The following is a 15,593-nucleotide window of genomic DNA, read 5'->3' on the forward strand; positions in this document are numbered from 1 at the left end:
GACTGACACACGATGGCGATCACTCTTTCCAAGGACAGCTTCAACCGCGAGCAGGCCACCGAGAAGGCGGCCCAGGCGGTGGTCAAGCTGCAGGAGATGCAGCTGGGCCGGAAGCTCGGCACCCTGCTGGCGATCTCGCTGGCGGTGGCGGCCGGCCTGTACGTCTTCTTCTGGTCGCAGAAGCCGCAGTACACCCCGCTGTACACCGGGCTGGACGCCAAGGCCACGGCCGAGGCCGCCGACCTGCTGCGCGCCGCGCAGATCCCGTTCAAGCTCGACCAGGCCACCGGCGCCATCTCCGTGCCGGAGGCCAACCTGCACGACGCGCGCCTGAAGCTGGCCGGCTCCGGCCTGACCGAGAGCGGCCGCCTGGGCTTCGAACTGATGGAGCGCGACCCGGGCTTCGGCGTCAGCCAGTTCGTGGAGAACGCGCGCTACCAGCACGCGCTGGAAACCGAGCTGGTGCGCACCATCGCCACCCTGCGCCCGGTGCGCGACGCGCGTGTGCACCTGGCCATCCCCAAGCCCTCGGCCTTCACCCGCCAGCGCGAGGTGGCCAGCGCCTCGGTCGTGCTGGAACTGCGCTCCGGCGCCCTGCTCGAGCGCAACCAGGTGGACGCCATCGTCCACCTGGTCGCCTCCTCGATCCCGGACCTGGCCCCGGAGCGGGTGACCGTGGTCGACCAGAACGGCCGCCTGCTCAGCAGCAACGGCCAGGACAGCGCCTCGGCCCTCAGCGCCGCCCAGTTCGAGCAGGTGCGGCGCCAGGAGACCTCGTTCAACCAGCGCATCCGCGAGCTGCTGGAGCCGCTGACCGGCACCGGCCGGGTCAACGTCGAGGTCACGGTGGACATGGACTTCTCGGTCACCGAGGAGGCCCGCGAGCTGTTCAACGCCGAGCCGCAGAAGCTGCGCAGCGAGCAGGTCAGCGAGAACACCACCGCCGGCGAGGGCCCGCAGGGCATCCCCGGCGCCACCAGCAACACCCCGCCGGGCGCGGTCGCCCAGCAGCAGGCCGACGGCACCCCGCTGCCCGGCACCACCGCGGCCGCGCCCGCCGGCACCAGCTCGCGCAGCGCCACCCGCAACTTCGAGCTGGACCGCACCCTGCAGCACACCCGCCAGCCGGCCGGCCGCATCCGCCGGGTGACCGCCGCGGTGGTGGTCGACCACGTGCCGCGCCCCGGCCCGGACGGCAAGGTCGCCCTGCAGCCGCTGTCGGAGCAGGAGCTGGCGCGCCTGCAGGAGCTGGTGCGCCAGGCGGTGGGCTTCGACGCCGCCCGCGGCGACCAGGTCTCGGTGGTCAACGCCCCGTTCGTGCGCGACGACGCGCCGGCGGTCGAGGGGCCGAAGTGGTGGGAAGATCCGCGCGTGCGCGATGCCCTGCGCCTGCTGGTGGGCGCGGTGGTGGTGCTGGCCCTGCTGTTCGGCGTGCTGCGCCCGAGCATCCGCCAGATCGTCTCCCCGCCCGCGCCAAAGAAGGAGGAGGAAGCCGAGCCGGCCACCGAGGTCTCCCTGGTCGAGGACGGCGAGGACCTGCCCGCGCTGGCCGAGGACACGGCCCAGCTCGGCCTGCAGGCCCCGCAGCCGCCGGCGGCGCTGCCCTCCGATGCCTACGAGGACCGCCTGCGCAACGCCCGCGAGGCCGTGCGCGCCGACTCCAAGCGGGTCGCCCAGGTGGTGAAGGAGTGGTTGGGAAATGAAGCAGCCTAGTCTTCAGTCCGAACTGACCGGCGTGCAGCGCGCCGCCGTGCTGCTGCTGTCGCTGGGCGAGAGCGACGCGGCCGAGGTGCTCAAGCACATGAGCGCCAAGGAAGTGCAGAAGCTCGGCCTGGCGATGGCGACCATGAGCGGCATCAGCCGCGAGCAGGTCATGGACGTGATGGAGCAGTTCGAGCAGGCGCTGGAGCGGCAGACCTCGCTGGGCGTGGGCGCGGACGACTACATCCGCAACGTGCTGATCCAGGCGCTGGGCGCGGACAAGGCCGGCAGCCTGATAGACCGCATCCTGCTGGGCCGCAACACCACCGGCCTGGACACGCTCAAGTGGATGGACCCGCGCGCGGTGGCCGACCTGGTGCGCAACGAGCACCCGCAGATCTGCGCCATCGTGCTTTCCCACCTGGACCCGGACCAGGCCGCCGAGGCGCTGAAGTTCCTGCCCGAGCGCGTGCGCGCCGACGTGCTGCTGCGCATCGCCACCCTCGACGGCATCCCGCCGAACGCGCTCAACGAGCTCAACGAGATCATGGAGCGACAGTTCGCCGGCAACCAGAACCTGAAGTCGTCCAACATCGGCGGCGTCAAGGTCGCGGCCAACATCCTCAACTTCCTCGACGGCGGCCAGGACCAGTCGATCCTCGGCGAGATCGGCAAGGTCGACAACGAGCTGTGCCAGCGCATCCAGGACCTGATGTTCGTGTTCGACGACCTGGTCGAGCTGGACGACCGCGAGCTGCAGACCCTGCTGCGCGAGGTCTCCGGCGAGCGCCTGGGCATCGCCCTGCGCGGCGCCGACATCAAGGTGCGCGAGAAGATCACCCGCAACATGTCCCAGCGCGCCGCCGAGATCCTGCTGGAGGACATGGAGGCGCGTGGACCGGTGCGCCTGTCCGACGTGGAGGCGGCGCAGAAGGAGATCATGACCATCGTCCGCCGCCTGGCCGATGAGGGCGTGATCAACCTCAGCGGCGGCGGCGGCGAGGAGCTGGTATGAGCACCGTCGTGCGCTGGATGGCGCCGGAGCTGGAGATCGCACCGCCCCCGGCACCGGAGCCGGAGATCGTGGAGGAAGTGCCGCTGCCGGTTCCGCCGACCCTGGAGGAGATCCAGGCCATCCAGGACGCAGCGCGCGAAGAGGGCTACCAGGCCGGCTTCGCCCAGGGGCACCAGGACGGCTTCGCCCAGGGCCAGGCCGAGGTGCGCCGGCTGACCGCGCAGATCGAGGGCATCCTCGACAACTTCACCCGCCCCCTCGCCCGCCTCGAGGACGAAGTCACCGCCGCGCTGGGCGAGCTGGCCGTGCGCATCGCCGGCAGCCTGGTGGGCCGCGCCTACGAGGCCGACCCGGCGCTGCTGTCGGAACTGGTGTCCGAGGCGCTGGACGCGGTCGGTGGCGCCAGCCGCGAGGTCGAGGTGCGCCTGCACCCGGACGACATCGAGACCCTGGCCCCGATGCTGGCGCTGGTGTCCGAGGCGCGCCTGGTGCCCGACCCGACCCTGGGCCGCGGCGACCTGCGCGTGCACGCCGAGGCGGTGCGCATCGACGGCACCCTGGAGGCGCGCCTGCGCGGCGCGCTGGAAAGCGTGATCCACAAGGCCGGAGCCAGCGCATGAACCCCGCCCCCGACCGCAATCCCGCCCTCGGCGGCGCCGTGCCGGCCGACTGGCTGTCCGCGCGCAACCTGCGCCTGGCCATGCGCCTGGGCGCCCTGTCCCCGGACCCGGCCGCCGGCCGCGGCCTGATCCGCGAGGGCATCCTGCGCCGCGCCGTGGGCCTGACCCTGGAAGCCACCGGCTGCGCGGCGCCGATGGGCGCCACCTGCCGGGTGGAAGTGGCCGACGGCGGCTGGGTCGAGGCCGAGGTCGTCGGCTTTGCCGGCGACCGCACCTCGCTGATGCCCAGCGCCGAACTGCACGGCCTGCTGCCCAACGCCCGCGTGGTGCCGGTGCGCCGGCGCGGCGGCGTGGAAGTGGGCGAAGGCCTGCTTGGCCGGGTGATCGACTCCGACGGCGTGCCGCTGGACGGCAAGGGCCCGGTCCGCGCCGAGGGCAGCGTGAGCATGGCCGGCGCCGCGATCAACCCGCTGGCGCGCGAGCCCATCACCCAGCCGCTGGACGTGGGCGTGCGCGCGATCAACGCCCTGCTGCCGATCGGCCGCGGCCAGCGCGTGGGCCTGTTCGCCGGTTCCGGCGTCGGCAAGTCGACGCTGCTGGGCATGATGACCCGCTTCACCGCGGCCGACGTGATCGTGGTCGGCCTGATCGGCGAACGCGGCCGCGAAGTGCGCGACTTCGTCGAGAGCACGCTGGGCGAGGAAGGCCTGCGCCGCGCCGTGGTCGTGGCCGCCCCGGCCGACCGCCCGCCGCTGGCGCGCCTGCATGGCGCCTACCGCGCCACCGCCATCGCCGAGTGGTTCCGCGACCAGGGCCTGAACGTCCTGCTGCTGATGGACTCGCTGACCCGCTTCGCCCAGGCCCAGCGCGAGATCGGCCTGTCGGTGGGCGAGCCGCCGACCACCCGCGGTTACCCGCCGAGCGTGTTCGCCAAGCTGCCGGCGCTGGTCGAGCGCGCCGGCAACGGCGCCAAGGGCCGTGGCTCGATCACCGCCTTCTACACCGTGCTGACCGAAGGCGACGACCCGCAGGACCCGATCGCCGACGCCGCGCGCGCCATCCTCGACGGCCACATCCTGCTGTCGCGACGGATCGCCGACGCCGGCCTGTACCCGGCCATCGACGTCGAGTCCTCGGTCAGCCGCGTGGTCCAGGACATCGCCGACGAGACCTGGCGCGAGCGCATCCGCGCGCTCAAGCGCCTGGTCGCCGCCTACAACGCCAACCGCGACCTGATCGCCATCGGCGCCTACCAGCGCGGCAACGACCCGCTGGTGGACGAGGCCCTGGCGCGCTGGCCGCAGATCGTCGAATTCCTCGGCCAGGACGTGGCCCGCTCGGCCGACCTGGAACATAGCCGCCAGGCCCTGGCCGACCTGCTGCACAAGGAGAACGCCGCATGATGCAGTCCCGCCGCATCGATCCGCTGCTGCGCCGCGCGCAGGAGCACGAGGATGCCGTGGCGCGCGAGCTGGCCGAGCGCCAGCGTGCGCACGAACTGCAGGAATCGCGGCTGGAGGAGCTGCGGCGCTACGCCGCCGAGTACGCCGCCAGCCAGATGTCCGCGATCAGCCCGGCGCAGCTGGCCAACCGGCGCGCCTTCCTCGACCGCCTGGAGAGCGCGGTCGAACAGCAGAGCCGGAACGTGGACCGCAGCCGCGAGCGGCTGGAGGCCGAACGTGCCCGCCTGCTGCTGGCCAGCCGCGACAAGGCGGTGCTGGAGCAGCTGGCGGCGAGCTACCGCGCCCAGGAACGCAAGGCCGACGAGCGCCGCAGCCAGCGCGAGATGGACGACCTGGGCGCGCGCCGCGTGCGCGCCGCGCAGCAGGCCCGGCAGGAAGGAGAGTCGCAGTGACCCCGAGCCTGTTTGCCGCCGTCGCCCCGGCGCCGAAGACCGCCCCGGCAGGCGCCCCGCCCTCCCCGCGCGGCGCCTCCGCCGGCGGCGAGGGCCAGGATTTCGCGCGCCTGCTGGAAGGCCCGCAGGACGCCGGCGCCGCGCGCAAGGGCCCTGCCCGCGCCGACGCCCCGGCGCGCCAGCCGGGCAAGGACGAGGCCCCGGCCCGGGACGAGCTGCCGGGCGCCCCCGGCGAGGCCCGCCCGGCTACGGAGGAATCCGCGGAGGCGGCCACCGCCGCGCCGGCGGCCACGGAGGAAACCCCGGGCACGGACAGCGATGGCGAAGCCGCCGCCAGCGACTGGCCCCCGCCGGGCCTGGCCTGGCTGCTGCAACCGCCGGAACCGGCGCCGCCGGCCCCGGCCGCCGGCGCCGCCGTTCCCGCTCCTGTTGCGGGCAATGCCGGCGAAGGCGAGCCCGCCGCGGCCGGCAAGGCCACGGCCCCGCTGCTGCCGGACCTGGCCGCCCCCGCCGCGCGCCCGCTGGCCGCCGCCCCGTCCCCCGCTGCCGAACCCCTGCCGCAGGAGGATGCCGCCGGCGAGGCCCTGGACACCCTGGCCGGCGCCGCGCGCCACCTGCAGGCGCTGGTCCCGGAGACCGGCCCGGAATCGCAGGCACCGGCCTTCGTGCTGCCGCTGGCCAACCCGGCGCCAGTGGCCGCACCCGCCGCCGCGCTACCGGCCACCCCGGCGCACCTGCCTACCCCGCAGCTGGGCGACGCCGGCTTCGCCGAGGATGTCGGCAGCCACGTGGAGTGGCTGGCCGGGCAGAAGATCAGCCATGCCGTCATCCGGGTCTCGCCGCAGGACCTGGGCCCGGTCGAGGTGCGCCTGCAGCTGGATGGCGACCGCCTGAGCGCCGACTTCAGCAGCGCCCAGGCCGAGGTCCGCCAGGCGCTGGAGCAGAGCCTGCCGCGCCTGCGCGAGATGCTGGGCCAGCATGGCTTCGAGCTGGCCCATGCCGGGGTTGGCCACGGCCAGGCTGGCGACCGCGAAGCGGCGTCGCAAGGCCGCCAGGGGAGTGGCGGCGAAGCAAACGGCGACGAACCGGCGGCCACGGCCCAGCCGGTTCGGATGGCCCGACGCGGCCTGCTCGACGCCTACGCCTGACCGTCGCGGTGCCGGTCGCGCGGCACCGCTGTCCCCGGACCTGGTCCGCCGCGCTGCTTCGATGGTGCGTGTTTGCTGCCCCGCCCTGGCCGCGTCCGCGGCCGGGGCGCAGGTGCCTGTCGCAATCCCGATCGCCAGGCCCCGGCCATGCCGGCCGTGCGGCCACGCGCCGGACCTTCGCCGGCTCCGCCGCCGCTCGTCGTCAAACCGTCGCCGCGCTTGCGGCACGCCGCTTGCATAGGCCTTGCCGCAAACCACAGGAGATCGACGCGTGGCCACCGCAGCCGACAGGACCCCCCGCAACTCGCCGAACAGTACTCCCCGCGACGGCGGCAAGCTGCCCCTGGTCATCACCCTGGTCGCGGTGCTGGTGGCCTGCGGCGCCGGCGGCGGTTGGTACTGGAGCTCCCAGCGCGCCAAGGCCGCCGAGCAGGCCGCCGCCGAGGCGGCCAAGCCGCGCCTGCCGGCCCCGGCCCAGTACCTGGCGCTGGAGCCGCCGTTCGTGGTCAACCTCAACGGCGGCATCGAGGGCCCGAAGTACCTGCAGGTGGAGATCCAGCTGATGACCCGCGACAACAACGAGCTGGCGGAGCTGGAACGCCACGCCCCGGCGATCCGCGCCCGCCTGCTGATGCTGCTGGCGCAGCAGACCGCCGAGGGCATCGCCGACCGCGCCGGCAAGGAAGCGCTGCAGGCCGAGGCCCTGGCCGAGGTGCGCAAGCTGATGCGCGCCGAGACCGGCAAGCCCTGCGCCGAAGCCCTGCTGTTCACCAGCTTCGTGACCCAGTGAGCCGCGCGCGCCCATGACCATCAACGACCTGCTCTCACAGGACGAGATCGACGCCCTGCTGCACGGCGTGGATTCCGGCGCGGTCAACACCGAGCCGGAGCCGGACCCGGGCACCGCGCGGCCGTACGACTTCGCCAGCCAGGACCGCATCATCCGCGGGCGCATGCCCACCCTGGAGATGGTCAACGAGCGCTTCGTGCGCCTGTGGCGCATCGGCCTGTTCAACCTGATCCGGCGCTCGGCCGACATCTCCGTGCGCGGCATCGACCTGATCAAGTTCGGCGAGTACATGCACTCGCTGTACGTGCCGACCAACCTCAACCTGGTGCGCTTCAAGCCGCTGCGCGGCATGGGCCTGATCGTGTTCGAGCCCAAGCTGGTGTTCACCGTGGTGGACAATTTCTTCGGCGGCGACGGGCGCTACCCGACCCGGATCGAGGGCCGCGAGTTCACCGTCACCGAGATGCGGGTGATCCAGCTGATGCTGCGCCAGACCTTCACCGACCTGGTCGAGGCCTGGGCACCGGTGATGGACGTGGAGTTCGAGTACATCAACTCCGAGATCAACCCGCACTTCGCCAACATCGTCACCCCGCGCGAGTACGTGGTGGTCAGCCGCTTCCACGTCGAGCTGGACGGCGGCGGCGGCGAGATCCACGTCACCCTGCCCTATTCCATGCTCGAGCCGATCCGCGAGCTGCTCGACGCCGGCATCCAGAGCGACCGCATCGACCGCGACGAGAGCTGGAACGCCACCCTGCGCGAGCAGCTGCAGCTGGCCGAGGTGACCATCTCCAGCGTGCTGGCGGAGAAGCGCATCGACCTGCGCCAGCTCACCCAGCTGAAGGTCGGCGACGTGCTGCCGATCGAGCTGTCCACCACCGTCCCGGTGTGCGTGGAGAACATCCCGGTGTTCACCGGCCAGTTCGGCCTGTCCAACGGCAGGAACGCGGTGAAGATCGTCCAGACCCACCCGCCCGGCGCCGAAAAGCCGCGCCAGGCCGCCCCCGAGGAAATGCCCGCATGAGCACCGAAGCCCCTGCCGCGACCGCGCAATTCGACGCGCTGCAGTCCGAGCCCGTCCAGGGCGCCAGCGACCTGAACCTGGACGTCATCCTCGACGTGCCGGTGACCCTGTCGCTGGAGGTCGGCCGCACCCGCATGCCGATCCGCAACCTGCTGCAGCTCAACCAGGGCTCGGTGATCGAGCTGGAACGCGGCGCCGGCGAACCGCTGGACGTGTACGTCAACGGCACCCTGATCGCCCACGGCGAGGTGGTGGTGATCAACGACCGCTTCGGCGTGCGCCTGACCGACGTGGTCAGCCCCAGCGAGCGGATCCGGAGGCTGCGTTGAGCATCCTGCCGCTGCTGCTGGCCGCCGCCCCCGCCGCGCAGGCCGCGCGGCCGGCGGCGCAGGCCCAGGGCCCGGGCCTGTTCGGCGCGTTCTTCGCCCTGCTGCTGGTGCTGGGCCTGATCGTCGGCCTGGCCTGGCTGCTCAAGCGCATGCCCGGCTCCGGCTTCCGTCCCGCCGACGGCCTGCGCGTGGTCGCCTCGCTGCACCTGGGCACCAAGGAGCGCGCGGTGGTGGTGGAGGTCGGCGGCCGCCAGCTGCTGCTGGGCGTCTCCCCGGGCGGCGTGACCCTGCTGCACGAGCTGCCCGAGCCGCTGCCCGCGCCCGAGGCGCCGCGCCTGCCCAACCTCAAGGAACTCCCCAACTTCGCCCAGCTGCTGTCGCAGCGGCTGCGCCGGACCCGCTGACATGAACTCCCGCCGCCTGCTCCTGACCGTCGTGGTGCTGGTGCTGGCCTGCCTGCCGCTGCTGGCCGCCGCCGCGCCGGCGGCGCCGCAGGTGCCATCCCTGCCGAACGTGACCGTGGGCCGCATCGGCGACGCCCCGGTGAGCGTGCCGCTGCAGACCCTGCTGCTGATGACCGGCATCACCCTGCTGCCGTCGCTGCTGCTGGTGATGACCTGCTTCACCCGGATCATCATCGTGCTGGCGCTGCTGCGGCAGGCGCTGGGCACCGGCCAGACCCCTTCCAACCAGATCCTGGTGGGGCTGTCGCTGTTCCTGACCGCGATGGTCATGATGCCGGTGTGGCAGAAGGCCTGGGACGCCGGCTTCGGCCCCTACCTCAACGGCGACATCGACTTCCGCAGCGCCTGGGACCTGGGCACCGCGCCGCTGCGCGCGTTCATGCTGGCCCAGGTGCGCGAGACCGACCTGATGACCTTCGCCGGCCTGGCCGGGCATGACACCTACAACGGCCCGGACGCGGTGCCGTTCCCGGTGCTGGCGGCCTCGTTCGTCACCTCCGAGCTGAAGACCGCGTTCGAGATCGGCTTCCTGATCTTCATCCCGTTCGTGGTGATCGACCTGGTGGTGGCCAGCGTGCTGATGTCGATGGGCATGATGATGCTCTCGCCGATGCTGATCTCCGCGCCGTTCAAGATCCTGCTGTTCGTGCTGGTGGACGGCTGGGTGCTGACCGTCGGCACCCTGGCGGCCAGCTTCAACGGGGTCTGAGATGAGCCCGGAACTGGCCCTGACCGAACTGCGCCGCGCCCTCGAGGTGGCCCTGTGGGTGGGCGGCCCGCTGCTGGTCACCATGCTGGTGGTGGGCGTGCTGGTCGGCATCGTCCAGGCCGCCACCCAGATCAACGAGCCGACCATCGCCTTCATCTCCAAGGCCGTGGCCATGACCGCGGCGCTGTTCGCGCTGGGCAGCTTCCTGCTGGCCTACCTGGTCGACTACACCACCACGCTGTTCCAGCGCATCCCCCACCTGATCGGCTGAGGACGGGAGCGCGCGGTGGATCCGGCAACCCAGATGGTGGTCGACGGCCAGCAGGCCTTCGGCATGATCGGCACGGTCATGTGGACCATGCTGCGCACCGGGGCGATGTTGATGGCGATGCCGCTGATCGGCACCCGCGCGGTACCGGTGCGGGTGCGGGTGCTGGTGGCCGGCGCCCTGGCCATGGCGCTGGCGCCGATGCTGCCGCCGGTGCCGGAGTTCGCCGGCCTGGACGCGGCCAGCGTGCTGGGCGTGGCCCGGGAACTGGCGGTGGGCGTGGCCATGGGCTTCTGCCTGCGCCTGATGTTCGAGGCCGGGGCGTTCGCCGGCGAGATCGTGTCCCAGGGCATGGGCCTGGCGTTCGCGCAGATGAACGACCCGCTGCGCGGCACCAGTTCCGGCGTGGTCGCGCAGTGGTTCTACCTCGCCTTCGGCCTGCTGTTCTTCGCCAGCGACGGACACCTGGCCATGGTCGCGATGCTGGTGCGCAGCTACCAGGCCCTGCCGATCGGCGCCGGCTGGACCGATGCCGCGGCCGGGCTGTCGGTGCCGGTGCAGCTGTTCCCGGCGGTGCTGCGCGGCGGCCTGGGCCTGGCCCTGCCGCTGATGATGGCGATGCTGGCCACCAACCTCACCTTCGGCGTGCTGGCCAAGGCCGCGCCTTCGCTGCATCCGGTGCAGCTGGGCCTGCCGGTGGCGGTGCTGACCGGCATGCTGTTGCTGTCGCTGCTGGCCGGCGAGATCGCGCGCCCGGTGCAGGCGCTGTTCGACACCGCGTTCGACGCCGGCATGGCCGTCCCCGCGCCCTGAGCCGGCGCCTGGAACGGAACTTGCACTGACCGCCCCGCGCCGGCCCCCTTCCGGCGCCGGAGACCGGCATGGCCGAGAACGAGGACGGCCAGGAAAAAACCGAACAGCCAACCGGCAGACGCCTGCAGAAGGCGGCCGAGGAAGGCAACGTCCCGCGTTCGCGCGAACTGGGCAACGCGGCGCTGTTCGGCGCCGGCGTGGTGGCGGTGATCGCCGGCGGTCCAATGTTCGCGCGCGGCGCGGCCGGCTGGATGCGCAACGCGCTGGCGCCCGACCTGGGGATGCTGGAGGACCCGTCCCTGCTGTTCGGGCACATGGGCATGCTGCTGCTGAAGCTGTTCGCGGTGGTGCTGCCGCTGCTGGGCGTGGCGCTGCTGGCCTGCCTGGTCGCGCCGGTGCTGATGGGCAGCCTGCAGTTCAACCTCAAGGCACTGGCGCCCAAGCCCGAGCGCCTCAACCCCCTGGCCGGGCTGCAGCGCATGGTCAGCAGCGACGGCCTGGTGGAACTGGCCAAGTCGCTGCTGCGCGTGGCGTTGCTGGGCACCGCCTGCGGCCTGGTGCTGGTGCACGGCTTCGACGTGCTGCGCGCCATGCCCGGGCAGTCGCTGGAGGACGCCGCGCGCACCGGCCTGTACTTCGCCGGCCGCCTGCTGGGCGCCGCCGCGGTGGCGCTGCTGCTGCTGGCCCTGGCCGATGCGCCGTACCAGAAGTGGAACCGGCTCCGCAAGCTGAAGATGACGCGCCAGGAAGTGCGCGAAGAAATGAAGGAGGCCGACGGCAACCCGCAGGTCAAGGGCAAGATCCGGCAGATGCAGTTCCAGATGTCGCAGCGCCGGATGATGGAGGCGGTGCCGACCGCCGACGTGGTGGTGGTCAACCCGACCCACTACGCGGTGGCCCTGAAGTACGACGGCGGCAGCATGCGCGCGCCGAAGGTGGTGGCCAAGGGCGTGGACGAGCTGGCGATGCGGATCCGCGAGGTGGCCGACGCCCACCGCGTGGCGATCGTGTCCGCGCCGCCTCTGGCACGCGCCTTGTATCGCGAGGGTGAGCTCGACAAGGAGATCCCCGTGAGACTGTACGCCGCCGTGGCCCAGGTCCTGTCCTACGTGTACCAGCTGCGCGCCTGGCGCCCCGGTACCGGGCGCGCGCCGCAGCTGGGCACGGTCGAGGTCAGGGAATTCCCGGAGGATGACGGCAAGTGAGCGCGACCGCTTCCCAGCCGCTGTCCCGCCGCCTGCTGGAAATGGCCCGCAATGGCATCGGCGCGCCACTGTTGGTGCTGGCCCTGCTCGCCATGGTGGTGGTGCCGCTGCCGCCGCTGCTGCTGGATGCCCTCTTCAGCTTCAACATCGCCATCTCGCTGGTGGTGCTGCTGGCCGTGGTCTACGTGCAGCGGCCGCTGGACTTCACCATCTTCCCGGTCATCCTGCTGACCACCACCATGCTGCGGCTGGCGCTGAACGTGGCGTCCACCCGCGTGATCCTGCTGCACGGCCAGGCCGGCGGCGACGCCGCCGGCAAGGTGATCGCCGCCTTCGGCGAGTTCGTGGTCGGCGGCAACTACGCGGTCGGCATCGTGGTGTTCGCGATCCTGACCATCATCAACTTCGTGGTCATCACCAAGGGCTCCGGGCGCATCTCCGAGGTGACCGCGCGCTTCATCCTCGACGCCATGCCCGGCAAGCAGATGGCGATCGACGCCGACCTCAATGCCGGCCTGATCACCCGCGAGGAGGCCAAGGCCCGCCGCGACGAGGTCCGCGAGGAGGCCGACTTCTACGGCGCGATGGACGGCGCCAGCAAGTTCATCCGCGGCGACGCCGTCGCCGGCATCCTGATCCTGTTCATCAACCTGCTGGGCGGCTTCGCCGTGGGCATGTTCCAGCACGGCATGGCCGCCGCCGACGCCGCCTCGACCTACACCCTGCTGTCGATCGGCGACGGCCTGGTGGCGCAGCTGCCGGCGCTGCTGGTGTCCTCGGCCGTGGCCATGCTGGTGACCCGCGCCTCGCGCGCCCAGGACATGGGCCAGGCGGTGGTCGGCCAGGCCTTCGGCCAGTACCGCGCCCTGGGCGTGGCCTCGGCCATCCTGGTGACGGTGGGCCTGGTGCCGGGCATGCCCAACGTCGCTTTTCTGACGCTGGGCGCGGTGCTCGGCTTTGCTGCCTGGAAGCTGTGGCAGCGCAAGCAGCAGGAGGAATCCGCGGCGGCGCGGGCCGAGGCCGCCGGGCCGGCGGCCGCCCCGGGCCAGGCGGCCGGCGAGCTGGACTGGGACGAGCTGCGCCCGGTCGATCCGCTGGGCCTGGAGGTCGGCTACCGCCTGATCCCGCTGGTGGACAAGACCCAGGGCGGCGAGCTGATGGCGCGGATCAAGGGCGTGCGCCGCAAGCTCACCCACGAGATCGGCTTCCTGATCCCGCCGGTGCACATCCGCGACAACCTGGAGCTGCAGGCCAACCAGTACCGCCTGCTGGTACACGGCGTGCCGGTAGCCACCGCCGAGATCCAGCCGGACCGCGAACTGGCCCTGGACCCGGGCGGCGCGCTTGGCCCGATCGACGGCATCAAGGGCAAGGACCCGGCGTTCGGCCTGGACGCGGTGTGGATCCACCCGCACCAGCGCGCCCAGGCCGAGGCCCTGGGCTACACCGTGGTCGACCCGGCCACCGTGGTCGCCACCCACCTGTCCCACCTGGTGCGCGAGCACGCCCCGGAGCTGCTGGGGCACGAGGAGGTGCAGCAGCTGCTGGCCACCCTCGCCCGCAGCGCGCCGAAGCTGGCCGAGGACCTGGTGCCCAAGACCCTGCCGCTGTCGGTGGTGGCACGGGTGCTGCAGAACCTGCTGGTGGAGCGGATCCCGGTGCGCCAGCTGCGCAAGATCGCCGAGGCCCTGCTCGAGCACGGCGCCTACAGCCAGGACCCGGCCGTGCTCACCGCCGCGGTCCGCAACAGCCTGGGCCGCTTCATCGTCCAGGAGATCGCCGGCGCCTCGCCGGAGCTGCCGGTGTTCACCCTGGCCGCGCCTCTGGAACGGGTCTTGCAGGAGTCCGCGCAGGGCAACGGCGCCGCGGCGCTGGAGCCCGGGTTGGCCGAACGCCTGCAGCAAAGCCTGGCCGAGTGCGCCGGGCGGCAGGAGGCGAAGGGCGAACCGGCGGTGGTCCTGGTACCGGCCACCGTGCGCGCCTCGCTGGCGCGGCTGGTACGCCACAGCGTGCCGTCGCTGTCGGTGCTGGCCTACACCGAGGTACCGGAGGACAAGCGGCTGAAGCTGGTCGGAACAATCAACTGAAAGCCGTGATTGGGGATTCGTGGTTCGTGATTGGAAAAAGCGGATCGCGGCGGACTGGGAAGGAAGTGGGATGAACAAGGCAACAAGAACACGGATACGGACAGGCCGCGGAGGCCCGGCATCTGCTTCTTCCAATCACCAATCACCAATCACCAATCACGGCCCCTAACCATGAAAATCAAGCGTTTCGTTGCCGCCGACATGCGTACCGCGCTGCGGATGGTCCGCGCCGAGCACGGACCGGATGCCGTGATCCTCTCCAACCGCCGCACCGAGGAAGGGGTGGAGATCGTCGCGGCCAGCAACTACGACGAGGACGCGGTGCAGCGGGCCCTGATCGAGGCCCAGCGCGCCAGTGAACCGGTGCCCGCGCCCGCGGCCCCGACGCCGGCCGCCGCCCCTGCCCCTGCCCCGCACGACTTCGCCGCCGCCATGGCCGCGGCCCTGGCCACCCCGACCGCGCGCGCGGTCTCGGTGCTGCCGCCGGAGGTGGTCATGGCGCATCCTGCCGCCCCGGCCGGTCCCGCCCCCGCGGCGCCTGCGCCCGCCCCGGAACCGGCGCCCCCGGCCGCCAGTCCGGCCCCGACCCTGGCCGCGGTGCCGGCCCCGGTGGCGCCGGCCGACGACGAGCAGCTGCGCGCCATGCGCGAGGAACTGGCGCAGATGCGCGCCATGATCGAGCGCGAGATGCACCGCCTGACCGACGAGCGCCTGCGCGGCTCGCCGGTGCGGCTGGCGGCGATGGAACTGATGGAGGACTACGGCTTCGACGCCGGGATCACCCGCGACATCGTCCTGGAACTGCCGGCCGACACCCCGATGCACCGCGGCCGCGGCCTGATGCTGGGCCTGATCTCGCGGCGCCTGCCGGTGTGCCCGGTGGACCCGCTGGAGGCCGGCGGCGTGATCGCCCTGGTCGGCCCCACCGGCGCCGGCAAGACCACCACCATCGCCAAGCTGGCCGCCCGCTTCGTGGCCGAGCACGGCCCGCGCGACATCGCCCTGGTCACCACCGACACCTCCCGCATCGGCGGTCGCGAGCAGCTGTACGGCTACGGCCGCCAGCTGGGCATCGCGGTGCACGAGGCCGACAGCGACGCGGCCCTGATCCAGCTGCTGCAGCGCCTGCAGGACTACCGCCTGGTGCTGGTGGACACCGCCGGCCTCGGCCAGCGCGACCGCGCCCTGGCCAACCAGCTCAACTGGCTGCGCGCCGCACGCAACGTCAGCACCCTGCTGGTGCTGCCGGCCAACTCCCACTTCGCCGACCTGGACGAGGTCGTGCGCCGCTTCGGCCCGGCCCGCCCGCAGGGCGTGGTCCTGACCAAGGTCGACGAGACCGGGCGCCTGGGCAGCGCGTTGTCGGTGGTCGTGGACCACCAGCTGCCGCTGACCTGGGTGACCGACGGCCAGCGGGTCCCGGAGGACCTGCACCGGGCCAATGCCGCCAGCCTGGTGCTTCGCCTTGAAGATCTGCGCCGGGCTGCCGATAAGCCGAACATCCCGGAGGCCGACCATGCCGTCGCCTGAGTCCCGCCCCGCAACCCCGAGCCCCTTCCGCC

16 protein-coding genes are annotated in these 15,593 nt (G+C 72.4%); all 16 read left to right on the plus strand.

The window, feature by feature from the left end; genetic code table 11:
- Nucleotides 1–12: 12 nt before the first annotated feature.
- The 16 genes from fliF to flhF all read left to right on the plus strand — a co-directional run bounded on the left by fliF (nt 13) and on the right by flhF (nt 15,561).
- Nucleotides 13–1,713: a flagellar basal-body MS-ring/collar protein FliF gene (fliF, locus tag EIM48_RS11775; protein ID WP_125111730.1), complete on the plus strand. Its 1,701-nt coding sequence runs from the start codon at nt 13–15 to the stop codon at nt 1,711–1,713.
- A 13-nt stretch (nt 1,714–1,726) separates the two neighbouring features.
- On the plus strand, nt 1,727–2,716 hold the full coding sequence (gene fliG, locus EIM48_RS11780) for a flagellar motor switch protein FliG (protein WP_028915055.1): 990 nt from the start codon (nt 1,727–1,729) through the stop codon (nt 2,714–2,716).
- Entirely contained in the window at nt 2,713–3,336 is a 624-nt protein-coding gene (locus tag EIM48_RS11785; protein ID WP_019398886.1) for a FliH/SctL family protein, read from the plus strand. Before fliG ends, EIM48_RS11785 begins: the two co-directional genes overlap by 4 nt.
- On the plus strand, nt 3,333–4,739 hold the full coding sequence (gene fliI, locus EIM48_RS11790) for a flagellar protein export ATPase FliI (RefSeq protein ID WP_019398885.1): 1,407 nt from the start codon (nt 3,333–3,335) through the stop codon (nt 4,737–4,739). Before EIM48_RS11785 ends, fliI begins: the two co-directional genes overlap by 4 nt.
- The gene (gene fliJ / locus EIM48_RS11795) at nt 4,736–5,191 is read left to right on the plus strand and encodes a flagellar export protein FliJ (RefSeq protein ID WP_028915057.1); all 456 of its coding nucleotides are present in this window, start codon (nt 4,736–4,738) and stop codon (nt 5,189–5,191) included. Before fliI ends, fliJ begins: the two co-directional genes overlap by 4 nt.
- Complete coding sequence (locus EIM48_RS11800; protein WP_125111731.1) at nt 5,188–6,339, plus strand: flagellar hook-length control protein FliK; 1,152 nt, start codon at nt 5,188–5,190, stop codon at nt 6,337–6,339. Before fliJ ends, EIM48_RS11800 begins: the two co-directional genes overlap by 4 nt.
- Before the next feature lie 271 nt (nt 6,340–6,610).
- Entirely contained in the window at nt 6,611–7,129 is a 519-nt protein-coding gene (locus EIM48_RS11805) for a flagellar basal body-associated FliL family protein (protein ID WP_028915059.1), read from the plus strand.
- Between the two features lie 13 nt (nt 7,130–7,142).
- Nucleotides 7,143–8,156, plus strand: a complete 1,014-nt coding sequence (gene fliM / locus EIM48_RS11810; RefSeq protein ID WP_019397609.1) for a flagellar motor switch protein FliM — start codon at nt 7,143–7,145, stop codon at nt 8,154–8,156.
- Complete coding sequence (fliN, locus tag EIM48_RS11815) at nt 8,153–8,485, plus strand: flagellar motor switch protein FliN (RefSeq protein WP_019397610.1); 333 nt, start codon at nt 8,153–8,155, stop codon at nt 8,483–8,485. The genes fliM and fliN overlap by 4 nt, the downstream gene beginning before the upstream one ends.
- Before the next feature lie 2 nt (nt 8,486–8,487).
- Complete coding sequence (gene fliO, locus EIM48_RS11820; protein ID WP_028915060.1) at nt 8,488–8,889, plus strand: flagellar biosynthetic protein FliO; 402 nt, start codon at nt 8,488–8,490, stop codon at nt 8,887–8,889.
- A 1-nt stretch (nt 8,890) separates the two neighbouring features.
- Nucleotides 8,891–9,658, plus strand: a complete 768-nt coding sequence (gene fliP, locus EIM48_RS11825) for a flagellar type III secretion system pore protein FliP (RefSeq protein ID WP_125111732.1) — start codon at nt 8,891–8,893, stop codon at nt 9,656–9,658.
- Nucleotide 9,659: 1 nt separating this feature from the next.
- Nucleotides 9,660–9,929, plus strand: a complete 270-nt coding sequence (locus EIM48_RS11830) for a flagellar biosynthetic protein FliQ (RefSeq protein WP_125111733.1) — start codon at nt 9,660–9,662, stop codon at nt 9,927–9,929.
- A 15-nt stretch (nt 9,930–9,944) separates the two neighbouring features.
- Entirely contained in the window at nt 9,945–10,739 is a 795-nt protein-coding gene (gene fliR, locus EIM48_RS11835; protein WP_019397614.1) for a flagellar biosynthetic protein FliR, read from the plus strand.
- A gap of 68 nt (nt 10,740–10,807) precedes the next feature.
- Complete coding sequence (flhB, locus tag EIM48_RS11840; protein WP_019397615.1) at nt 10,808–11,944, plus strand: flagellar biosynthesis protein FlhB; 1,137 nt, start codon at nt 10,808–10,810, stop codon at nt 11,942–11,944.
- A 41-nt stretch (nt 11,945–11,985) separates the two neighbouring features.
- Nucleotides 11,986–14,031, plus strand: a complete 2,046-nt coding sequence (gene flhA / locus EIM48_RS11845; RefSeq protein WP_125077144.1) for a flagellar biosynthesis protein FlhA — start codon at nt 11,986–11,988, stop codon at nt 14,029–14,031.
- Between the two features lie 171 nt (nt 14,032–14,202).
- Nucleotides 14,203–15,561, plus strand: coding sequence for a flagellar biosynthesis protein FlhF (flhF, locus tag EIM48_RS11850; RefSeq protein WP_125111734.1), 1,359 nt, complete (start codon nt 14,203–14,205; stop codon nt 15,559–15,561).
- Nucleotides 15,562–15,593 lie beyond the last annotated feature (32 nt).

This window comes from Pseudoxanthomonas sp. SGNA-20 (assembly GCF_003931635.1).
GTDB lineage: Bacteria > Pseudomonadota > Gammaproteobacteria > Xanthomonadales > Xanthomonadaceae > Pseudoxanthomonas.